Source organism: Nocardioides sp., from assembly GCF_047607365.1.
In the GTDB taxonomy this organism is placed as follows: domain Bacteria; phylum Actinomycetota; class Actinomycetes; order Propionibacteriales; family Nocardioidaceae; genus Nocardioides.
The window spans coordinates 1-19,920 of record NZ_JASGDD010000183.1; the positions used below are offsets into that span (position 1 = coordinate 1).

Annotated in this window: 21 protein-coding genes; 12 read left to right on the forward strand and 9 right to left on the reverse strand. The window is 72.9% G+C overall.

What is annotated here, in order from left to right:
- The 6 genes from alr to tsaD all read left to right on the forward strand — a co-directional run.
- Positions 1 to 1,003 (forward strand): alanine racemase (gene alr, locus QM572_RS14020; RefSeq protein WP_415094127.1); only part of this gene is annotated, 1,003 nt, incomplete at its 5' end.
- Entirely contained in the window at positions 1,003 to 2,061 is a 1,059-nt protein-coding gene (locus QM572_RS14025) for an alpha/beta fold hydrolase (protein ID WP_415094128.1), read from the forward strand. The genes alr and QM572_RS14025, both read left to right, overlap by 1 nt.
- A gap of 151 nt (positions 2,062 to 2,212) precedes the next feature.
- Positions 2,213 to 3,238, forward strand: coding sequence for a tRNA (adenosine(37)-N6)-threonylcarbamoyltransferase complex ATPase subunit type 1 TsaE (tsaE, locus tag QM572_RS14030; RefSeq protein WP_415094130.1), 1,026 nt, complete (start codon positions 2,213 to 2,215; stop codon positions 3,236 to 3,238).
- A 7-nt stretch (positions 3,239 to 3,245) separates the two neighbouring features.
- Complete coding sequence (tsaB, locus tag QM572_RS14035) at positions 3,246 to 3,869, forward strand: tRNA (adenosine(37)-N6)-threonylcarbamoyltransferase complex dimerization subunit type 1 TsaB (protein ID WP_415094132.1); 624 nt, start codon at positions 3,246 to 3,248, stop codon at positions 3,867 to 3,869.
- A gap of 80 nt (positions 3,870 to 3,949) precedes the next feature.
- Positions 3,950 to 4,402: a ribosomal protein S18-alanine N-acetyltransferase gene (gene rimI / locus QM572_RS14040; RefSeq protein WP_415094134.1), complete on the forward strand. Its 453-nt coding sequence runs from the start codon at positions 3,950 to 3,952 to the stop codon at positions 4,400 to 4,402.
- Positions 4,399 to 5,445: a tRNA (adenosine(37)-N6)-threonylcarbamoyltransferase complex transferase subunit TsaD gene (tsaD, locus tag QM572_RS14045; protein ID WP_415094136.1), complete on the forward strand. Its 1,047-nt coding sequence runs from the start codon at positions 4,399 to 4,401 to the stop codon at positions 5,443 to 5,445. The genes rimI and tsaD overlap by 4 nt, the downstream gene beginning before the upstream one ends.
- 149 nt (positions 5,446 to 5,594) lie before the next feature.
- Here tsaD and QM572_RS14050 read toward each other — a convergent pair whose 3' ends face one another.
- The 3 genes from QM572_RS14050 to QM572_RS14060 form a co-directional block, all read right to left on the reverse strand.
- Positions 5,595 to 6,854, reverse strand: coding sequence for a hypothetical protein (locus QM572_RS14050; RefSeq protein ID WP_415094138.1), 1,260 nt, complete (start codon positions 6,852 to 6,854; stop codon positions 5,595 to 5,597).
- Entirely contained in the window at positions 6,851 to 7,357 is a 507-nt protein-coding gene (locus tag QM572_RS14055; protein WP_415094140.1) for a SigE family RNA polymerase sigma factor, read from the reverse strand. The genes QM572_RS14050 and QM572_RS14055 overlap by 4 nt, the downstream gene beginning before the upstream one ends.
- A 73-nt stretch (positions 7,358 to 7,430) precedes the next feature.
- Positions 7,431 to 8,624: a THUMP-like domain-containing protein gene (locus QM572_RS14060; protein WP_415094142.1), complete on the reverse strand. Its 1,194-nt coding sequence runs from the start codon at positions 8,622 to 8,624 to the stop codon at positions 7,431 to 7,433.
- A 133-nt stretch (positions 8,625 to 8,757) separates the two neighbouring features.
- Here QM572_RS14060 and groES point away from each other — a divergent pair, with 133 nt between their 5' ends.
- Positions 8,758 to 9,051: a co-chaperone GroES gene (groES, locus tag QM572_RS14065; protein WP_415094144.1), complete on the forward strand. Its 294-nt coding sequence runs from the start codon at positions 8,758 to 8,760 to the stop codon at positions 9,049 to 9,051.
- A complete protein-coding gene (gene groL, locus QM572_RS14070) occupies positions 9,051 to 10,673 on the forward strand; it encodes a chaperonin GroEL (protein ID WP_415094146.1) in 1,623 nt (540 codons plus the stop codon). Before groES ends, groL begins: the two co-directional genes overlap by 1 nt.
- Before the next feature lie 55 nt (positions 10,674 to 10,728).
- Here groL and QM572_RS14075 read toward each other — a convergent pair whose 3' ends face one another.
- From QM572_RS14075 to QM572_RS14090, 4 genes are read right to left on the reverse strand one after another with little or no spacing between them, the layout of a single operon-like run.
- Positions 10,729 to 11,241: a GNAT family N-acetyltransferase gene (locus tag QM572_RS14075; protein WP_415094148.1), complete on the reverse strand. Its 513-nt coding sequence runs from the start codon at positions 11,239 to 11,241 to the stop codon at positions 10,729 to 10,731.
- The gene (locus tag QM572_RS14080) at positions 11,238 to 11,639 is read right to left on the reverse strand and encodes an arsenate reductase ArsC (RefSeq protein ID WP_415094150.1); all 402 of its coding nucleotides are present in this window, start codon (positions 11,637 to 11,639) and stop codon (positions 11,238 to 11,240) included. The genes QM572_RS14075 and QM572_RS14080 overlap by 4 nt, the downstream gene beginning before the upstream one ends.
- A gap of 22 nt (positions 11,640 to 11,661) precedes the next feature.
- A complete protein-coding gene (locus QM572_RS14085) occupies positions 11,662 to 12,366 on the reverse strand; it encodes an aquaporin (RefSeq protein WP_415094152.1) in 705 nt (234 codons plus the stop codon).
- Positions 12,363 to 12,719, reverse strand: a complete 357-nt coding sequence (locus QM572_RS14090; RefSeq protein ID WP_415094154.1) for an ArsR/SmtB family transcription factor — start codon at positions 12,717 to 12,719, stop codon at positions 12,363 to 12,365. The genes QM572_RS14085 and QM572_RS14090 overlap by 4 nt, the downstream gene beginning before the upstream one ends.
- Before the next feature lie 73 nt (positions 12,720 to 12,792).
- Between QM572_RS14090 and QM572_RS14095 the strand changes: the two genes are divergently transcribed.
- On the forward strand, positions 12,793 to 13,206 hold the full coding sequence (locus tag QM572_RS14095; protein WP_415094156.1) for an ArsI/CadI family heavy metal resistance metalloenzyme: 414 nt from the start codon (positions 12,793 to 12,795) through the stop codon (positions 13,204 to 13,206).
- Positions 13,207 to 13,244: 38 nt separating this feature from the next.
- Here QM572_RS14095 and QM572_RS14100 read toward each other — a convergent pair whose 3' ends face one another.
- The gene (locus QM572_RS14100; protein WP_415094158.1) at positions 13,245 to 15,485 is read right to left on the reverse strand and encodes an MMPL family transporter; all 2,241 of its coding nucleotides are present in this window, start codon (positions 15,483 to 15,485) and stop codon (positions 13,245 to 13,247) included.
- 89 nt (positions 15,486 to 15,574) lie between these two features.
- Here QM572_RS14100 and QM572_RS14105 point away from each other — a divergent pair, with 89 nt between their 5' ends.
- Both QM572_RS14105 and QM572_RS14110 read left to right on the forward strand, forming a co-directional pair.
- Entirely contained in the window at positions 15,575 to 16,189 is a 615-nt protein-coding gene (locus tag QM572_RS14105; RefSeq protein WP_415094160.1) for a TetR/AcrR family transcriptional regulator, read from the forward strand.
- Positions 16,190 to 16,398: 209 nt separating this feature from the next.
- On the forward strand, positions 16,399 to 17,295 hold the full coding sequence (locus QM572_RS14110; protein ID WP_415094162.1) for a GNAT family N-acetyltransferase: 897 nt from the start codon (positions 16,399 to 16,401) through the stop codon (positions 17,293 to 17,295).
- 21 nt (positions 17,296 to 17,316) lie between these two features.
- Here the strand turns inward: QM572_RS14110 and QM572_RS14115 are convergent, their stop codons facing one another.
- Positions 17,317 to 18,213, reverse strand: coding sequence for a LysR family transcriptional regulator (locus QM572_RS14115; RefSeq protein WP_415094164.1), 897 nt, complete (start codon positions 18,211 to 18,213; stop codon positions 17,317 to 17,319).
- An 88-nt stretch (positions 18,214 to 18,301) separates the two neighbouring features.
- Here QM572_RS14115 and QM572_RS14120 point away from each other — a divergent pair.
- Positions 18,302 to 19,920 (forward strand): proline dehydrogenase family protein (locus QM572_RS14120; RefSeq protein ID WP_415094166.1); only part of this gene is annotated, 1,619 nt, incomplete at its 3' end.

Sequence of the window (19,920 nt, forward strand, 5' to 3'; positions counted from 1 at the left end):
CGTCGCGACGCTGGCCGAGGCGGTGCGGCTGCGCGACGCGGGCGACGCCGGACGGCTGCTGTGCTGGCTCTCCACGCCGTCGGACACGTTCGACGAGGTGCTCGCGCGCGACGTCGACGTGGCGGCGTACGACGTCGCCACCCTCGACCGCATCGGCGACGCCGGCGCCCGCACCGGCACCACGCCCCGCGTCCACCTCAAGGTCGACACCGGCCTCTCCCGCGGCGGCGCGATGCCCGCCGACTGGCGCTCGCTCTTCGAGCACGCCCGCACGGGCCAGGACGCCGGGACGTGGACCATCGCCGGGATCTGGAGCCACCTGGCGACCAGCGAGGAGCCGGAGGACCCCGCCAACGACGCCCAGGAGAAGGTCTTCCGCGAGGCGCTCGACCTCGCCGCCGAGATTGGGCTCACCCCCGAGGTCCGCCACCTCGCCAACTCCGCCGCGGCCGTGCTCCGGCCGAGCGCGCGGTTCGACCTCGTCCGCTGCGGCATCGCCTCCTACGGCCTCGACCCCGCGCCCGGCGTCCGCCACGGGCTCGACCTGCGCCCCGCGATGAGCGTCCGGGCCGAGCTCGCGATGGTCAAGTCGATCCCGGCGGGCGCCTCGGTGTCGTACGGCGGCCACTGGACCGCGCCGGCCGACACCACGGTCGGCCTCGTCCCCGTCGGGTACGCCGACGGCATCCCGCGCGCCGCGGCCAACCGCGCCGACGTCCTCGTGAGCGGGCTCCGCAGGCCGATTCGGGGAAGCGTGTGCATGGACCAGTTCGTGGTCGACCTGGGCGCCGGGCCGGGGGGGCTGGACGCGGGGGAGACCGTCGTCCTGATGGGTCCGGGGACGAGGGGCGAGCCGACGGCGCAGGAGTGGGCCGAGGCGGCCGGGACGATCCACTACGAGATCGTGACGCGCCTGGGTGGCAGACTGGCACGGCGGTTCCGCGACAGCGAGAACGACGACGAGTCGGCGGGTCCGGCATTACCGGCACGAGGGGGGATCTGATGGGCGTCACCGCACGCATCGCCGGCGCTCTGGCCGGCGCTGCGGGGATCGCCGCCGCAGGCGGGGCCGTCCGGGTCGCGCAGCGTCGCCGCCACATCTCCCAGCGGGCCGGCACCGCCGCGCCGTTCGGGTCGCTGCACTCCGCGCCCGTGACCGTCATCGCCGACGACGGCGTGCCGCTCCACGTGGAGATCGACGAGGCCGTCCACGTCGACGCCCGGCACTCGCCGCCGCCGGTCACGATCGTCTTCGCGCACGGCTACGCGCTCAACCTCGACTGCTGGCACTTCCAGCGCGCGGCGTTCCGCGGGCTGGTGCGGACGGTCTTCTACGACCAGCGCTCCCACGGCCGCTCGGGACGCGGCGACATCAAGGAGGGCACGATCGACCAGCTCGGCCGCGACCTCAAGGCCGTGATCGACGCGGTCGTCCCCGACGGTCCCGTCGTCCTCGTCGGCCACTCGATGGGCGGCATGACGATCGTGGCGTTCGCCGAGCAGTTCCCCGAGCTCATGGGCGCCAAGGTCATCGGCGCCGCTCTCATCTCGACCACCGCGGGCGGCCTCGACCCGGCGCGGCTGCTCTTCCCGATGGTGCCCTCGCGCTTCACCTCGGGCTTCGCCAGCGGCACGGTCCGCGCGCTCGCGCGCGGCCATCGAGCCGTCGACGGCGTACGCCGTCTGGGGCGCTCGATCGCCACGGTCGCGACCGACAGCTTCGCCTTCGGCGACGAGGTGCCGGCGTCCTACGTCGAGTTCGTCGACGACATGCTCTCCGCCACACCGTTCCAGGTGGTCGCCGAGTTCTTCCCCGGCTTCGGGGAGTTCGACAAGTTCGACCACGTCGGCATCCTCGGCGAGGTCCCCACGACCGTCATCTGCGGCACCGCCGACAAGCTCACCTCGATCGGCCACAGCCGCAAGCTCAACGCGCGCATCCCCGGCTCGACGCTGGTCGAGTGCCCGGGTGCCGGGCACATGGTCATCCTGGAGCGCCACGGCCAGGTCAACGCCGCCCTCGACCAGCTCCTCAGCGCCGCGCAGGTCTCCCGGTCGTGACCCCGGGGAGACGCTGACCGACCATGCACCCCCGTCCGAACCCGGGAGCGGGCGACCTTCGCCCCCCGCATCGTGCGACGGACGGCCGGTACGCCCCCACGATGCGGACGGCGAATCCCATCCCGTCCTGGGCCCGGCCGGAGGCACGGCGTTGACCAGCCTTTCCCCTGCTCCGGCCGGCCTGACGACCGAGCGCGTCGGGCCGGAGGCGGCTGCGGAGGTGCTCGCGGTGGTCCGCGCCGCCTTCGGCGAGCGGCCGCCCCTCGACCCGCCGGCCGACGCGCTGGCGGAGACCGAGTCGACGATCGCCGAGAAGCTCGCGGTGCTCGGCGGCCTCATCGCCCGCCGCGACGGCATCGCCGTCGGCACCCTCATCCTCGACCCGGTCGGGCAGACCGTCTTCATCCGGCGCTTCGCCGTGCTGCCGGGCGAGCAGGGTCATGGCATCGCCCGCGCCATGGTGGACCGCGTCGCCGCGGCCGCCGGCGACCGGTTCCGGGACATCACCGTCATCGCGCGCGAGGAGCTGCCGCGCAACATCCTGTTCTGGGACCGGCAGGGTTTCCGGGAGGTGCGGCGGACCTCGCCGTACGTCGAGATGCGCCGTCCGCTCCACACCCACGTGGCCACGGTGTCCACGGCCGAGGAGATGCGCCATCTGGGCGCCCGGCTCGCGCGGGTGCTCCAGGCGGGGGACCTGTGCGTGCTGACCGGTGAGCTCGGGGCGGGGAAAACCACGTTCACGCAGGGGCTCGCCGACGGACTCGGCGTGCGCGGCCCGATCACGTCGCCGACGTTCGTCATCGCCCGGGTGCACCCGCCGCTGCCGGAGGCGCCCGAGGCGCCGCGGCTCGTCCACGTCGACGCCTACCGGCTGGGCTCCATCGCCGAGCTCGACGACCTCGATCTCGACACCGATCTCGACGACGCGGTGACCGTCGTCGAGTGGGGAGCGGGGATGGCCGAGGGGCTGAGCGAGGCGCGGCTCGAGATCGTCATCACCCGAGCGCTGGCCGGCGACGAGCTGCCCGGCGCCGTCGACGTCGACAGCGCCGTCGACAGCGCCGTCGAGGATGCGGTCGCCGGCCACGACGACCCTCGCCGCGTGGCGATCACGCCCGTCGGGCAGCGCTGGCACGACGTCGACTGGGCCGCCATCACCGGGATCGGCGAGTGACCTGACGATGCTGCTTGCCTTCGACACCGCCACGCCCCAGGTGACGGTCGCGCTCCACTCCGGGGAGGAGGGGACCGAGCCCCTGGCCGAGGCCGCCGGTGACCGCGCGATGAAGCACGGCGAGGAGCTCGCGCCGCTGATCGCCTCCGTCCTGGCGGAGGCCGATGCCGTGCCGGCCGACCTGACGCGGATCGCCGTCGGGGTCGGGCCCGGTCCCTTCACCGGCCTGCGGGTCGGCCTGGTCACCGCCCGCACCATGGGGTTCGCGCTCGCGATCCCCGTGGACGGGGTGTGCACCCTCGACGTGCTCGCGCTCGAGGCCGTCGAGACCGGCACCGTCCGGGGGCCCTTCCAGGTGGCCACCGACGCCCGTCGCAAGGAGGTGTACTTCGCCGCGTACTCGCCCCTGGGCGACCGGCTCACCGGCCCCGTGGTCGAGCGCCCGGACGCGCTGCCCGGCCGGCTCGTCACCATCGGCGAGGGCACGGTCCTCTACCCGGCCGCGTTTCCCGACTCGGTCGGGCCGCTGCGGCCGAGCGCCGGCTGGCTGGCCCGGGGCGTCGCCGCCGACCGCTTCGAGCTGCTGGCGACGGAGCCGCTCTATCTCCGGCGGCCCGATGCCGAGCGATGACGGCTCCCTCCCCGATTTCGCGTCCGTGTCGGGACGCTCGGGCCCTCGCGCCATGGCCGGAAGGGCAGGAAGGTCCGGCGGTGAGTGAGGTCTCGGTGCGGGCCGCGCTGCTCGGCGACGTCGAGGCCGTGGCCGCCTCCGAGCTCGAGTCGTTCCCCGACGACGCCTGGACCGCCGAGTATCTCCGCGCCGTCGTCGAGGGCGGCCTCCCAACGGTCCGGCTCCTCGTCCTCGAGCGGGCCGGGACGGTCGTGGGCCACGCGATCGTCTCGATCCTCTTCGAGGACGCCGAGCTCCAGCGGATCGCCGTGCTGCCGGCGTACCGCGGCGCGGGGCTGGGGCGCGCCCTCCTGCACGCGACCGTCGACCTCGCCCGTGGCGACGGGGCGGAGCGGCTGCTGCTCGAGGTGCGCGAGACCAATCACGCCGGGCTCGCGCTCTATCGCAGCGAGGGGTTCGCGGAGATCGACCGTCGGGTCGGCTACTACCGCGACGGCACCACCGGCGTCGTCCTTGAGAGGATGCTGACGTGAGCAGTGAGCCGCTGGTCCTCGGGATCGAGACGTCCTGCGACGAGACCGGGGTCGGCATCGTCCGCGGCCACACCCTCCTGGCCGACACGGTGGCCAGCAGCGTCGAGGAGCACGCCCGGTTCGGCGGCGTCGTGCCCGAGGTCGCGTCGCGGGCGCACCTGGAGGCGATGGTCCCCACCGTGGAGCGCGCCTGTACGACGGCCGGCGTCGCCCTGCGCGACGTCGACGCCATCGCGGTGACGGCCGGACCGGGCCTCGCGGGAGCGCTGCTCGTCGGCGTCGCCGCGGCCAAGGCGCTGGCGCTCTCGCTGGGCAAGCCGATCTACGGCGTGAACCACCTCGCCGCCCACGTGGCGGTCGACCAGCTCGAGCACGGCCCGCTGCCCGAGCCGTCGATCGCGATGCTCGTCTCCGGCGGGCACTCCTCCCTGCTGCGCGTGACGGATCTGACCACCGGCGTCGAGCCGCTGGGCGCGACCATCGACGACGCCGCGGGGGAGGCCTTCGACAAGGTCGCCCGCCTGCTCGGCCTGGGCTTCCCCGGTGGCCCGGTGATCGACCGCGAGGCGCGGTCGGGATCCTCGATCGCGATCGACTTCCCGCGCGGGCTGACGACGAACCGCGACCTGGAGCGGCACCGCTTCGACTTCTCCTTCTCCGGGCTCAAGACGGCCGTCGCCCGCTGGGTCGAGGCGCGTGAGCGCTCCGGCGAGCCGGTCCCGATCGCCGACGTCGCCGCCTCGTTCCAGGAGGCGGTCGTCGACGTGCTGGTGCGCAAGGCGCTGGACGCCTGCGCGTCGTCCGGTGTCGAGGACCTCGTCATCGGGGGAGGCGTCGCCGCCAACTCACGGCTGCGGGTGCTGGCGGAGTCGCGCGCCGCGGAGCTCGGGGTGCGGGTGCGCGTCCCGCGGCCCGGACTGTGCACCGACAACGGCGCCATGGTCGCCGCCCTCGGCTCGGAGATGGTCGCCCGCGGCCGCACCCCGTCGGCGCTCGACCTGCCCGCCGACTCCAGCCAGCCGATCGAGTCCGTGCTCGTCTGACTGCCTGAGCGCCTGAAGTGGCTGAGCGCCTGAAGTGGCTGAGCGCTCGTGCCCGCCCCCTCCGCCCCGGGCCGCGACAACTGCTGGTGAATCCCGCCCGTCCGGGCCTGGGCGGAGCCTTCACCAGCAGTTGCCGCACGACCGGGCGGTCAGGGCAGGACGATCGCGCCGTAGTCGTCGGGGTCGGCCGACACCGTCCGGAGCTGGACCAGGGTGTCCGCCTCGACGTCGTAGCGCTGCAGGCGCCAGGTCCTCCCGTCGTCGTCGCGGGTGACGAGCAGCAGGCTCCGGTCGTCCTCCCACGCGCTGTCCATGATCGTCGAGCCGGGCGCCTCCACCCCAGCGACCTGGTCACCGGTGGCAGCGTCGAGGACGCCCACCGAGCGCGGCCCGAGGCCGTCGCCCTGAACGGGCACGCCGGTGGCGTAGGTCGCCGACGGAGACAGGTCCAGGTCGCGCCAGCGGCACGTACGCCAGCGGACACCGTGGTCGTCGTCGGCTACTCCCGACCAGCGCACGATTCCGTCCGCCTCGCACTGCGGGTCGTCACCGGCTGCGGCCGAGCCCGCGGCGGCGTACTCGAGGGTGGCGGCCGCCACGTCCCCGACGACGTCGTCGAGTTCCGGCATCTGCGGCTCCGCCGTGCCTTTGGACCAGACCGCTTCGTTGTGGACCCAGGGGGCGTCCACGTCGTCGTCCGCCCTCAGCATCCCCACGAAGCTCCCGGACATCGTCTCGCCGGCGGTGTCGGGCTGGGTGACGTTCACCCAGACGGTGCACTGTTGGGGACAGTGCGATCCGGTGACCGCCGCCACGGTCGCCTGGGTCTCGCCGGCCCTGGCGCTGGACGCGTCGATGGTGCCGAAGGTGATCGGCGTCGACTCGCCGGCGATGTGCATCGACACCTGCAGGGTCGAGGGGTCGACCCAGGCAGCAGCGCGGCCGTCGGCCGAGGCGACGGGTGCGGCGCTGGCAGTGCTCGAGCCCCATCCGCCCCTCACCCACACGTCGCCCTCGTGGTCGGTCGCGAACAGCACGTCGCCGCCGGTCAGCGGCACGAAGCCGGTGACCGGGTCGTCGGAGTCCAGCCCCACCTGCCCGCCGCCGGGCAGCATCACCTGGCCGTCGACGAGATACGGGATGGTCGGGTCGTCGGTCCGCGCCGACAGCGACGGCACCTGCGAGGCGGGGTCGACGGAGCGCGTCGAGCTGCCGGACGTGGTCAGGGGAAGCACCACGGCCGTGACGGCCGCGGCCACGATGAGGACGCCCGCCCCGGCGGCGCCGGCACGCCGGCGGCGGATGCGGCTGGCGCGACCCAGGACGTCGGCCAGCGACAGCGGCGCGCTGGTGCCGAGGGAGTCGGCGCGCTCGGCGAGCGCCCTGCGGACCTCGGAGTCCATGGTCATGACAGGTCCTCCTGGAGGTCGGCGGGGATGCGGGTGCGCAGGGCGGCGAGCGCGCGGGACGCCTGGGACTTCACCGTCCCGGGCGAGATGCCGAGGGTGTCGGCGATCTCGGCCTCCGAGAGGCCCTCGTAGTAGCGCAGCACGACCACGGCGCGCGCCCGCGGGGCCAGGCCCTGGACGAGCTCCCAGACGATGCCCGCGGTGTCGTCGTACGCCGTCTCGTGCGTCGTCTCCGGCAGCTCGGAGCTGGAGACCTCGCGCCTGCGCCAGGCGCGGCGCCACAGCGAGGTGGTCTCGTTGGTCATCACGCGGCGCAGGAACGCGTGGGGGTCCTCGACCCGGTCCCAGGCGAGGTAGAGCCGCGCCAGAGAGGTCTGCAGGACGTCCTCGGCCGTCGGCAGGTCGCCGGTCAGGAGCCAGGCGATCCGCAGCAGCGCGGGCTGCCGGGCATGGAGGAATGCGGTGAAGGCGGCATCCCGCGGCCCGACCGATCTCGTCGCCACGCGCTGCACCTCCGTCGTCGTCGGGTTCACAGACGATAGACGCGCCCGGCCCCCGCGAGGTTGCAGCGGCGGCTCAGAAGGGCCGCACCGACAGGCAGCGCCCCTCGCCGGCGACGCGGGTCATCACGATCGTCGCCTCGTTGGGCCCGGAGAGCGACAGCGAGCGGCGCAGCGTCTCCGGCACGATCGCAACGCCGCGCTTCTTGATCGTCAGCCGCCCGATGCCTCGCTCGCGCAGCGCGGCGCGCAGCGCCCGCTCCCGGAACGGCAGCTCCTCGATCACCTGGTAGCCGCTCGCGAACGGCGTCCGGAACGACTCGTCCGACGTCACGTAGGCGATGTGCTCGTCGAGCAGCCCGCCGCCGACACCGGCGGCGACGGCGGTCACCAGCCCGGCCCTGATCACCGCCCCGTCCGGCTCGTAGAGGAAGCCCCCCAGCTCCCGTACGGCGTCGCCCCGGCCGTCCGCGGACAGCGGGTCGAGCGGGTCGTCCTCGTCGGTCAGCGTGGCCAGACCGCCGTCGCGGATGACGGTCGCCCGCCGGCGTACGGTCGCGAGACGTCCCGCCCAGAGCGCCGCCTCCTTGACCTCGCCGTGGTCGGAGACCCACTCGCCCTCCACCGACGCCGGGATCAGGGCGTGGTCGATCCCGGGCGCCACCTTGACGCACGCGTCGCGCGCGAACAGCGTCGAGACCCAGTCCCACGGCGGCGACCAGCCGTCGGTGGCCAGCTCGCGGCCCCGGCCGGAGCGACGGGCGGGATCGGCGAAGGCGACGTCGAAGGGGGAGTGGTCGACCACCGTCGCGTCGGCCGCGGAGACGGCGCCCTCGAGGCTCAGGGCCGCCAGGTTGGCCGAGGCCACCGCCACCCGCTCGGGGTCGAGATCGACGCCCGCGGCCACGATCCCGGCGCGCGCGGCGGCGATCAGGTCGCCCCCGATCCCACAGCCCAGGTCGATCACCGACGCGGCGCCGAACGCCGCGAGCCGGGAGGCCCGATGGGACGCGACGCTCAGCCGGGTGGCCTGCTCCAGGCCGTCGGGCGTGAAGTACATCGAGGCGGCGAGCGACCCGAACTTCGACGCCGCCCGCCGCCGCAGCTCGACCTGGGACAGCGCCACCGCGACCCGTGGCGCGGAGCCCTCCTTGCGCAGGATGGTCTGCGCCCGCAGCGCGTCCACGCCGGTCGCGGCGACCTCCTCGGCGCGCGCGAGCAGCCGCTGCCCGTCGGCGGTCAGCAGCCACGCGAAGGCGTCCAGGTCCACCCCGCGAACCTATCGCCACCGATCACCGGGACCCGTCTGGCACTCGACTTGAGCGAGTGCTAACGTCGGGATTGGCACTCTCGCCTTGAGTGTGCCAACCGGACGTGAAGCACGCACGAAGGAGTTCGACACCGTGTCGATCAACATCAAGCCTCTCGAGGACCGCATCATCATCAAGCAGGTCGAGGCTGAGCAGACCACTGCGTCGGGTCTCGTCATCCCCGACACCGCCAAGGAGAAGCCGCAGGAGGGCGAGGTCCTCGCTGTCGGCCCCGGTCGCATCGACGACAACGGCAACCGCGTTCCGCTCGACGTCAGCGTCGGCGACCGCGTGATCTACAGCAAGTACGGCGGCACCGAGGTCAAGTACTCCGGCGAGGAGTACCTCATCCTCTCCGCCCGCGACGTCCTCGCGGTGATCGGCTGATGCCGAAGATCCTCGAGTTCGACGAGGACGCGCGGCGCTCGCTGGAGCGCGGCGTCGACGCCCTGGCCAACGCGGTCAAGGTGACGCTGGGCCCCAAGGGCCGCTACGTCGTCCTCGACAAGAAGTGGGGCGCCCCGACCATCACCAACGACGGTGTCACCGTCGCGCGTGAGGTCGAGCTCGACGACCCGTTCGAGAACCTCGGTGCGCAGCTCACCAAGGAGGTCGCCACCAAGACCAACGACGTCGCCGGAGACGGTACGACGACCGCGACCGTCCTTGCCCAGGCGCTCGTCCACGAGGGCCTCCGCGCCGTCGCGGCCGGCTCCAACCCGATGGGCCTCAAGCGCGGTATGGACGCGGCGGCGAAGGCCGTGAGCGAGCAGCTCCTCGCGACCGCCAAGTCGGTCGACGAGAAGTCCGAGATGGCCTCGGTCGCCACGATCTCGAGCCGCGACGAGCACATCGGCGAGCTCCTCGCCGAGGCGTTCGACAAGGTCGGCAAGGACGGCGTCATCACGGTCGAGGAGTCCTCGACCCCGACGACCGAGCTCGAGTTCACCGAGGGCATGCAGTTCGACAAGGGCTACATCTCGGCGTACTTCGTCTCCGACCCCGAGCGCATGGAGGCCGTCCTCGACGACCCGCTGATCCTGCTCGTGCAGGGCAAGGTCTCCTCGATCCAGGAGCTGCTGCCCCTGCTCGAGAAGGTCATCGCCGCGGGCAAGCCGCTCTTCATCATCGCCGAGGACGTCGAGGGCGAGGCCCTCTCCACCCTCGTGGTGAACAAGATCAAGGGCACCTTCAACGCGGTGGCGGTCAAGGCCCCGGCGTTCGGCGACCGCCGCAAGGCGATCCTCGAGGACATCGCGATCCTCACCGGCGCCCAGGTCGTCGCCCCCGAGGTCGGCCTCAAGCTCGACCAGGTCGGGCTCGATGTGCTCGGTACCGCCCGTCGCGTCGTGGTGTCGAAGGACAACACGACGATCGTCGACGGCGGCGGCGACACGGCTCGGGTCAACGGCCGGGTCGCGCAGATCCAGGCCGAGATCGCGGGCACCGACTCCGACTGGGACCGCGAGAAGCTCCAGGAGCGCCTCGCGAAGCTCGCCGGCGGTGTCTGCGTGATCAAGGTCGGCGCCCACACCGAGGTGGAGCTCAAGGAGAAGAAGCACCGCATCGAGGACGCCGTCTCCGCGACGCGCGCCGCGATCGAGGAGGGCATCGTCGCCGGCGGCGGCTCGGCCCTCATCCACGCGGTGTCGGTCCTCGACGGCGACCTCGGCCTCACCGGTGAGGAGGCCGTCGGCGTGCGCATCGTGCGCAAGGCCGCCGACGAGCCGCTGCGCTGGATCGCCGAGAACGGCGGCGACAACGGCTATGTCGTGACCACCAAGGTCCGCGAGCTCGGCGAGGGGCAGGGCTTCAACGCCGCCACCGGCGAGTACGGCGACCTCGTGGCCGCCGGCGTGATCGACCCGGTCAAGGTGACGCGCTCCGCGCTGATCAACGCCGTCTCGATCGCCGGCCTGCTGCTCACGACCGAGACCCTGGTCGTGGACAAGCCCGAGGAGGAGGAGCCCGCGGCCGCCGGCGGCCACGGGCACGGCCACGGCCACTGATCCCCTCGGATCCGCGACGACGGAGCCCCCGACCTGGACCAGGTCGGGGGCTCCTTCAGCTCCCGACGACGGTGCTGCGGCGCTCGACGAGCGTGACGTCGCGCCACCGGCCGGCGAAGGGACCGTGGGTCATCCGGCCGAGGCGCCGTCGCGTGCCGACGACACGGAATCCGGCGGCCCGGTGGAGCGCCAGGCTGGCGGTGTTCTCGGGGAAGATCCCGGACTGGATCGTCCAGACCCCGGCGTCCTCGGCCGCGGCCACGAGCCCGTCGAGCAGGGCGCGCCCGACGCCGGAACCGTGCGCGGCGGGGTCGACGTACACCGAGTGCTCGACCACGCCGGCATAGACGCACCGGTCCGAGGTGTCCGACGCCGCCGCCCAGCCGAGCACGCGCCCGGCCGGGTCGAGCGCGACCAGGCGGAGGTCGGCCCGCTTGCCCGCGTCGAACCTCTCCCAGGTCGGTGGAGCGGACTCGAAGGTCGCGTGCCCGGTCGCGATCCCGGCCCCGTAGATGCGCTCGACCTCGGGCCAGTGCGCGGCCAGCAGGGGGACGAGTCCGAGGGTCACGGCAACAGCTCGCCGATCAGCCTCTCGGCGTGCCGGCGGATCTCGTCGCGGATCGGGCGGACGGCGTCGAGGTCCCGGCCGGCGGGATCGTCGAGGACCCAGTCCTCATATCGCTTGCCGGGGACGTAGGGGCACTCGTCGCCACAGCCCATCGTGACGACGACGTCAGCGGCCCGGACCGCCTCGGGCGTGAGGACTCGGGGCCGGTTCCCGGCGATGTCGATGCCCTCCTCGGCCATCGCGGCGACCGCGACGGGGTTGATCTCGTGGCCGGGCCGCGAGCCCGCGGAGAGGACTTCGATGCGGTCCCCGGCGAGGTGCTGGAGGTAGCCGGCGGCCATCTGGGAGCGGCCGGCGTTGTGGACGCAGACGAACAGGACGGTGGGCGTGGTGCTCATCGATCAGACTCCTTTCGAGGGATCAGGCCCGGTCGGGCACGAGGGACGAGGTCGCCGGGTAGAGGACATGGAGCAGCCCGAGGGCCAGGCCCGCCCCGAGGGTCTGCATGAGCAGGAACATCGGCACGGAGGTGGGCTCGATGCCGGCGAAGGTGTCGGAGAACATCCGGGCGATCGTCACGGCGGGGTTGGCGAAGCAGGTCGAGGAGGTGAACCAGTACGCCGCGGTGATGTAGCCGCCGACGGCGAACGCGACCGTCTCGGTGCGGCGTGAGCGGGCTCCGCCGAACGCGACCAGCACCAGGCCGAGGGTGGCCACGACCTCGCCGAGCCACGGTCCGCCGCCGGAGCGCTCGTGGGCCGAGAGGGAGACGGCATCGAGGTCGAACATCAGGTTCGCCACCACCGCGCCGAGCGTCCCGCCGCCCACCTGCGCGACGGCGAGCACGCCCGCCTCGCGCCAGGTGATGCCGCCGAGGACGGCCTCCACCCCGGTCATGACGGGATTGAACGCCGCGGAGACCGGCCTCAGCGTCACGATCAGCGTGACCAGGGCGGCGCCGGTCGCGAGACCGCTCGCGAGCAGCTGCAGCCCGACGTCAGCAGTGAGGCGGGTGGCCATGATCCCTGAGCCGATGACCGTTGCGACGAGGAAGGCGGTGCCGACGAGCTCCGCCGTCGCCCTGCGGATCAGCTCGCCGCCGTGCTCGTGGACGGGGGCGCTCACAGGCCGCCGCCGATGAGGGCCGCCAGGTCGGCGAGAGCCCCGGTGCGCACGGAGTAGTAGACCCAGGTGCCACGCTTGGACCGGTCGAGCAGACCGGCCTCGTGCAGCACCTTCAGGTGGTGGCTGATCGTCGGCTGTGAGAGGTCGAAGGCCTCGTGCAGATCGCACACGCACGCCTCGCCGTCCGCGTGGGCCGCCACCAGCGACAGCAGCCGCAGCCGCACGGGGTCCGCCAGGGCCTTGAGCAGCGGCGCGATCCGCTCGGACTGCTCGGCACTCAGCGGGGTGGACGCCAGCGGGGAGCAGCACGCCACCGTCTCGACGGGGGTGAGCTTCAGAAAAGACTTCGACACACATCTATGTTGACGGACATCTATGTCCGTGGCAACCTCAATATCGACAGTCATCAATGTTCTTGGAGGAGCCATGTCCCGCGTCCAGCTCGCCCTCAACGTCGACGACCTCGAGAGGTCGATCGCCTTCTACGCGGCCCTCTTCGGCACCGCCCCGGCGAAGACCGAGCCCGGCTACGCCAACTTCGCGATCACCGAGCCGCCGCTCAAGCTGGTCCTCATCGAGAGCCCTGGCCGAGGCGGCAGCATCAACCACCTCGGCGTCGAGGTCGCTGACACCGGCCACGTCGATGCCGAGCAGGCCCGGCTCCGCTCCGCCGGCCTCGCCTCGGTCGACGAGCGCGGCATCACCTGCTGCTACGCCGAGCAGGACAAGTTCTGGGTCGAGAACGCGCCCGACGGCGAGCGGTGGGAGATCTACGCCGTCCTCCGGGAATCCGCCGCCTTCAGCGCCTCTCCCTCCGCGTGCTGCGGCGCCGCGGGCTGACGGCGTACGACGCCTGCCCCGCCACGCCGCCGTATGGCCTAGCCGGCGGACTGAGCCTCCAGCCGCGCGTCGAGGCCCTCGCCCTCGATGTCGAGGTTGGGGAGCAGGCGGTCCAGCCAGGCGGGCAGCCACCAGATCCGCTCGCCGACCACCATCATCAGCGCCGGCACGATCAGCATCCGCACGAGGAAGGCGTCGGCGATCACGCCCACCGCGAGCGCGAAGCCGATCGTCTTGATGATCACCTCGTCGCCGAGGGCGAAGCCCGCGAAGACGCCGGTCATGATCGCGGCGGCCGCGGTGACCACCCGGGCGCTGTGCGCGAACCCGACCTTGACCGCCGTGCGCGCCTCGGAGCCGTGCACGTAGGCCTCCCGCATCCGGGTGACCAGGAAGACCTCGTAGTCCATCGCGAGGCCGAACAGCACGCCGGTCAGCAGGATCGGGAGGATGAAGACCACCGGTGAGGTCGAGTCGAGGCCGATGAGGCCGTTCAGCCAGCCCCACTGGAAGACCGCGACCGTCGCGCCGAGCGAGATCCCGACCGAGAAGAGGAAGCCGACGGCCGCCTTGATCGGCACCCAGATCGAGCGGAACACCAGGATCAGCAGGATCACGGCCAGTCCGACGACCACGGCGAGGTAGCGCGGGAAGACGTCGGTCAGCTTCTGGGAGATGTCGACCGCGACGGCCGTCTGCCCGCTGACGTACGGCGTCGCGCCGGTCTCCCCGTTCAGGTGCGCCAGGGCCGCCCGGAGCGTGTGGACGAGCTCCTTGGTCGCCGCGTCGGAGGGCCCGCTGCTGGGGATGACGGTGATGGTGGCGAACCCGGTGGCGTCGAGCTGCTGCTCCAGTGCCGCGCGGGTCTCGTCGGTCGCGGCGTCCCCGATGCCGGTGGGCGGGACGACGGCGCTCACGTCGTCGGTGATCGCGGAGACCTCGCTCACGGCCGTCTCGACGGCGGTCAGGGCGTCGTCGGCCTCGGCCGTGTCGACCACGACGACGAGGGGGCCGTTGAAGCCGGCGCCGAAGCCCTCGGCGATGAGGTCGTAGGCGACGCGGGCGTCCGAGCCGGCCGGCGCCGTGCCGTTGTCGGGGATCGCGAGCTCCATCTTGGTGACGGGGATCGAGATGACGACGGCGCCGAGGATGCCGCCGACGAGCGCCGGGACGCGGAGGCGGGACACCAGGTCGATCCAGCGCTGGCCGTTGGTCCGAACTCCTCCTTCGCTGGCGTCGGAGCCCTCGGTGTCGCGGTTCTTGAGGAACTTGATCCGTCCGCCGAGCACGCGCTTGCCGGCGAAGCCGAGCAGCGCCGGCAACAGGGTCAGCGCGATGAGGACGGCGAGCGCGACCATCGCGGCGCCGCCGAGGCCCATCTGGGTGAGGAAGCCGATGCCGCAGATGGAGAGGCCGGCGAGCGCGATCACGACGGTGAGGCCGGCGAAGATGACCGCCGACCCGGCGGTGCCCACGGCGCGTCCGGCGGCCTCGTCCAGCGGCCGGCCCTGGCGGACCTCGTGCTGGTAGCGCGACATGATGAAGAGGGCGTAGTCGATGCCGACCGCGAGCCCGAGCATGCTGCCGAGGGCGCTGGTGGTCGAGCTGAGGGTGACGAACCCGGTGAGCGTCGTGATGCCGGCGATGCCGATGCCGACGCCGATGATCGCGGTCAGGAGCGGCATCCCGGCAGCGACGAGCGAGCCGAAGGTGATGAGCAGGACGACGAGCGCGATCGCGATGCCGATGGCCTCGGCCGCGCTGCCCGCCCCGGCCTCCTGGAAGGCGTCGCCGCCGATGGCGACGGTGAGGCCGTACTTCTCGGCCGCCGCCTTGGCCGCGTCGGCGGCCTCCTTGTCGGCGGCGGTCAGCTCGACGGCCTGCTCGGTGTAGCTCACCGTGGCGTAGGCGATCGTCTTGTCCTCCGACACGGCGCCGGAGGTGAACGGGTCCGCCACCGACGCGACGTGCTTCGTCGTGATCTCCTTCAGCGCCGCCTCGATGGCGGCCTTGTCGTCCGCGCTGGTGACGTCGCCGCCGTCGGGCGCCTGGAAGACGACGTACGCCGTCGCGCCGTCGGACGCCGAGCCGGTGCGGTCGGTGATGAGCGAGAAGGCGTCGGTCGACTCCAGCCCCGGGAGGCTGAAGTTGTCGTCGGTCGAGCCGGAGAGCGTGGCGGCGCCCGTGCCGGCCAGCACGAGGATCACCAGCCAGGCGCCGGCGACGATGCGGCGGTGCAGGAACGACCAGCGTCCGAGTCGGAAGAGCTGCCAGGCCATGGTGAGTCCTTCGGGAAGGGGGTGATGTCGGTAGTCAACACGATTCTGAGAGTTACTTCCAAATAACGGAAACTGTTATGATATTCGTCATGTCTGGTCTCCGGGAGCGCAAGGCCGCGCGGACGCGCGAGGCGATCCTCGACGCGGCGCTGGCGCTCTTCGAGGAGCGTGGCTTCGACGCCGCGACGATGGAGGAGATCGCGGAGCGGGCCGAGGTGAGCGCCTCCACGCTCTACCGCTACTTCCCGACCAAGGAGACGCTGCTCACCGAGCCGCTCGCCCTGCGTGGGCATCTCATCGCCGCGTTCGCGGCGCGGCCGGTGGACGAGCCCGTGGCGGAGTCGCTGGGCCAGGCGATGCTGGACTTCCTGAGCCTCGCGCGGGAGACCTCGGAGCGGCATCGGCGGATCCGTGCGATCGTCGAGTCGACTCCGACGGCCCGTGCCCTGGTGCTCGACGACTTCAGGCGCGAGCGCTCGGACCTCGAGGCGGCGGTCGCGACGCGGCTCGGGCGCCCCCGGGACGACGTCTACGCGGTGGTGGTCGCACGACTCGCCGCGGTGGCGCTGGAGACGGTGGCGGAGCGCCTGAAGGGCCGTGGCGACCTGGGCGCCCTCACCATCGCCGACGTCGAGGGGGCGATCCGCGCGGTCACGGGCGCCATCGCCGCCGAGCCGCTCATCACGCCTCGCCTGCCCGCCTGAGAGGTTCCGCCCATAGGTGGCGCCTGCTGCGCGCCGCGCTGCACGCACGCTCGCGGCGTTGCGGCCTCTCGACAGGCTTCCAGCCTGCCTTCGAGTCCGCGCCTTGCGAGCGCACGCACGTCGCGACGCTCGCGACGACGCCACCTATGGGCGGAACCTCTGAGCCCGGCTGAAATATCGACGCAATCTCATCGGGTCACAATGGACCCATGCTGTGGCGTATCCGGGCGACGCTTCCCGACAAGCCGGGGACCCTGGCCGCGCTGGCGCAGGGCTTCGGTGCCGCGGGGGTCAACATCCTCGCCCTCCAGGTCTTCCCGGGCATCGAGAACGTCACCGACGAGATCGTGGTCAGCGCCCCCGACACCGCCGAGATCGAGCCGATCCTCACCGCCGCCGGGGCGACGCACGTCGTCATCCAGGCCTGCACCGAGGCGGCCCTCTCCGACCAGCCGACCCTCTACGTCCAGGCCGCGCGGGCGATCCTCAACCGTCCGGCCTCCTTCCCCGAGGTGGTGGCCCGGCTCTTCGACGCCGAGCCCGACCCGGTCGACGGCAAGACGCAGGAGTCGGCCGAGTTCACCGTCGGCGAGGTCCAGGTGTCGGTGCACCGGACCGCTCCCTTCACCGACACCGAGCAGGCCCGCGGCGAGGCGATCGCCGGTCTGGTGAGCGACGTCATCGCCCGCACCCAGGAGTCGGCCGCGATCGCGTCCAACGCCGGTGGGCGGCGCCTCGGCAGTGGCGCGACGCCGGAGTACCTCGTCGAGGGCGCCGGCGTGTCGGCGTACATCGACGGGGTCGTCGTGGGCAGCGCGGAGGTGCAGGACGCCGGCGTCAACGACGACGGCGACACCGTGCGCGCCGTCGACCTCAAGGTGGACGCGGCCTGGCAGCGGCGCGGGATCGGGACCCGGCTGCTCACCGACGCCTCGCGCCTGGCCAACGGCATGGGCGCCGACGAGATCCTCCTGACCACGCGCGCCGACAACCAGGCAGTGCTGCCGATGGTGCTCGCGGCCGGCCTGCGCGGCCGGATCCGGATGGCCGGCGACCTGCTCACGGTCCGCGTCCCCGTCCGCGACCTCAAGCCCCTGGACCGCTGACCCCGGGTCGGACGGTCGCGCTCAGAGCTCGCGCGGCACGATCGCGCGCAGCGCCGCGTGGCAGGCCGCGATGGCGGGGGTGTCGGCGACGGCCCGCCGGGTGACGGTGTGCACCGTCCGGCGAGGAGCGCCGGCGAGCGCCACCAGCCGCGCATCGGGGGAGCGGCGGGCGGTCATCAGGCTCGGCAGGATCGCCACCGCGTGCCCCGAGGCGACGAGGGCCGCGTGGGTCTCCAGGTCGTCCACCTCGTAGCGCACCTCCGGCTCGAACCCCGCCGTGCGGCAGGCCAGCTCGGCCCAGGCGCGCGAGTACGCCGGCCGCGGCTCCATCACCCAGGGCGCGTCGGCCACGTCGGCGAGCGAGGACGCGTCGCGCCACCGGCCCGTCCGCGGCACGGCGAGCTGGAGGGTGTCGGTGGCGAGCCCGGCCCAGCGCAGTTCCGGGTAGCGCGGCGCCGCGCTCCCCGGGTACTCCACCGCGATGACGAGGTCGAGCTCGCGGGCCCGGATCGCCTCGAGCGCCTCCTCGGGCACCCGCTGCGACATCGTCACCCGCACCCGCGGGTGGTGCTCGGCGAGGTGGGTGAGCAGCTGCGGCATGAACGCGACCGCGGCGGACTGGAACGCGGCCAGCCGGACGGTCCCGGCCGCCTGGTCGGCGAGCGCGGCGACCGCCGCCTCGGCGTCCTCCAGCCCCTGCAGGAGCGCGGCGGCGTGCTCGACCAGCACGGTGGCCGCCGGGGTCAGCTCGACGCCGCGACCCACCTTGCGGAGCAGGGGCGTGCCGACGTCGCGCTCGAGCTGGGCCAGCTGCTGGGAGACCGACGACGGGCTCTGGTGGAGCGTGGCGGCGACCTCGGCGAGCGTGCCGCGCTGGGCGAGCTCGTGGAGCAGCCGGAGCCGGCGTACGTCGAGCACGACTCCTCCATTCGTAAGAGAATCAAATGATTAGTAGTGAGGAAACATCGCTTTACGCGATCAGTCAAGCGGGCGGATGATGGAGGGCATGACGACCCGTGCGAGCCGTGACGCCGACGCCCCCGACACCGGGGCCGACCTCCTCGCCGAGGTGGAGGACCAGGTGCGTGCGTGGCTCGACGCGGCCGCCACCAAGCCGGTCCATCCCGCGGCCAAGCGCCTGGCCGCCGTGCTCGAGGACCCGCGCGGGCTGGAGTTCACCGTCGGCTTCGTCGATCGCGTCGTGCGGCCCGAGGACCTCGCCGTCGCCGCCACCGCGCTGCGCGAGCTGGTCGCGATCACTCCGTCCTTCCTGCCGCTGTACCAGCGGCTCGCGCTGCGGCTCGGCGCCGCGCTCTCCCTCGTCGCGCCCTGGCTCGTCATCCCGATCGCGCGCCGGGTGCTGCGCCGGATGGTCGGCCACCTCCTCATCGACGCCACCGACGCCAGGCTCGGCCGCGCCATCGCCCGGATCCGCCGGCGTGGGGTGAGGCTCAACGTCAACCTGCTCGGCGAGGCGGTGCTCGGCGAGGCCGAGGCCAACCGGCGCCTGGAGGGCACCCGTCGCCTGCTCGAGCGCCCGGACGTCGACTACGTGTCGATCAAGGTCTCCTCGCCGGTCGCGCCGCACTCGCCGTGGTCCTACGACCAGGCCGTCGACCACGTCGTCGAGCGACTCCTCCCGCTCTACCGGTACGCCGCCACCTCGGCGTCCCGCGGGGCTCCGAAGTTCATCAACCTGGACATGGAGGAGTACCACGACCTCGACATCACGATCGACGTCTTCACCCGGATCCTCGACCGGGAGGAGCTGCTCGGCCTCGAGGCGGGCATCGTGCTGCAGGCCTACCTGCCCGACGCGATGGGCGCGATGATCCGGCTCCAGGAGTGGTCGGCCGCTCGCCGGGCGCGCGGTGGCGCGCCGATCAAGGTGCGTCTGGTCAAGGGCGCCAACCTCCCGATGGAGCGGGTGCAGGCCTCCCTCATGGGCTGGCCGCTGGCCACCTGGGGCTCGAAGCAGGAGTCGGACACGTCGTACAAGAACGTGCTCGCCTACGCGCTCACCCCCGAGCGGGCCGCCAACGTCCGGATGGGCGTCGCGGGACACAACCTCTTCGACATCGCCTACGCCTGGATCCTCTCCGGCCGTCGCGGGGTCCGGGACGCGGTGGAGTTCGAGATGCTGCTCGGCATGGCCGAGGGCCAGGCCGAGGCGGTTCGCGAGACCATCGCCGCCGAGGGGGTCGGACTGCTGCTCTACGTGCCGGTCGTCCACCCCGACGACTTCGACGTCGCCATCGCCTACCTCGTCCGCCGCCTCGAGGAGGGCGCGTCGCAGGACAACTTCATGTCGGCCGTCTTCGACATCCACGCCGACACCGCGCTCTACCGCCGCGAGCGCGACCGCTTCGCCGCGTCGCTCGCGGCCTGCTCGGACGCCGTGCCCCCGCCCAACCGCACCCAGGACCGCCGTCTTCCGGTCGGCGAGGCGCTCCCGGCGCCGTTCGCCAACACCCCCGACACCGACCCGTCGCTGCCGGGCAACCGCGCCTGGGGACGCGACGTCATCGGCCGGATCGCGACGTCGACGCTGGGCGAGGACCTCGTCCGCGCGTACGCCGTCGACGCGGTCGCCCGGGTCGAGGAGCTCCTCGACGAGGCCGCTGC